The organism is Arsenophonus sp. ENCA (assembly GCF_002287155.1).
Lineage (GTDB): Bacteria > Pseudomonadota > Gammaproteobacteria > Enterobacterales > Enterobacteriaceae > Arsenophonus > Arsenophonus nilaparvatae.
The window spans coordinates 1-1,056 of the sequence record NZ_NHNG01000013.1; the positions used below are offsets into that span (position 1 = coordinate 1).

The window sequence follows — 1,056 nt, forward strand, 5'->3', positions numbered from 1 at the left end:
GGTGGCGATGTTTATGCAGATTGCCAATATCGTGGCTTTTTGGGTAATTATCGCCACGGTGATGGTCTTTTTTGCCACCATCGCCGTTCAAATCCCGCTTGAGAAGATGATACACGGGTTAGCTTACACGAGTTTCGCACCAATAAAAAAACGCTCTATTTTTAAGTTTAATTCAGCATGATATATAAATAGTCAAAACCTTATAAATCAAATACAACTTATTGTAATTTAAGAAAATTTATGTTTTTTAGTAACTTGCAGATTAATCATTGCTTTTAAGCCATTTTTAGAATTTTATATGCCTGTGCGAAACTCGTGTAGGCTAGAATACCAGGCATCCATCACTACCGCTTCTGGCATGATCCCTCTTTTTTTAGCAAGAGCCAGCATTTCGGAAAAGTGCGTGTTTTTTGTTTTTCCATCAGAATCTTTATCATAAATACGATAGTCAATAGGAATTGATTCAACACTTGTCAGATCATGCCAAAGCAAATTAACCAAACCTATGCCAGCAATAACATCATGCTTATTACCTGAATATTGATAATGAACCATCTCTATTTTTCTACTACGTGTTTTGGCAATCAATGTATCATCGGCAATTAGTACACAAGGGCTTTTTTTGTCTATAGAAGGTTCAACTAATCGCCATAGGTCTTTAGAGGCTGTCGCAAAAGCTCATGTTATCGATTAAAATTTGCTTTATTCGTTTTAAACGCAGATCTTTTATGACCGTATTTACTCGCAAACTGGAATCGCCTTCTCACACCAAACGTAAGTTTGTCAAAGCGCAAAATCTACCTATCTTGGAGGGTTCTGTTTCCCTTTGCGATTATCTCAAGCAAATTGGTGAACGTAGGGCATTTATTGTCACAGAGATTTTGGATGAACAAGACTGGGTACCTTTCGAACGCTGTTATTCTTCAACAGGTAGAGCGCCGTATTCTCCTCGTTCAATGATGGGAATTTTGCTTTATGGGATCATGAAAGGGCATAGTTCGCTCAGAGCACTTGAAAATCTGGCGCGTTTAGATTTGGGATGTATTTTTGTCAGCC

The 1,056-nt window shown here is 37.9% G+C and carries 2 protein-coding genes and 1 pseudogene; 2 read left to right on the forward strand and 1 reads right to left on the reverse strand.

Translation table 11 applies throughout. The features are described from left to right. Nucleotides 1-181: hypothetical protein (locus CBG25_RS00435; protein WP_290603692.1), on the forward strand; the 181-nt coding region annotated here is incomplete at its 5' end. Nucleotides 182-294: 113 nt separating this feature from the next. Here CBG25_RS00435 and CBG25_RS00440 read toward each other — a convergent pair. Beyond that, nucleotides 295-657 (reverse strand): annotated as a pseudogene (locus CBG25_RS00440) (transposase); the annotation flags it as partial. Between the two features lie 23 nt (nt 658-680). On the opposite strand from CBG25_RS00440, the gene CBG25_RS00445 reads away from it, so the two are divergent. Continuing rightward, nucleotides 681-1,056, forward strand: a 376-nt coding sequence (locus CBG25_RS00445) for a hypothetical protein (protein ID WP_290603693.1), incomplete at its 3' end; no start/stop codon positions are given.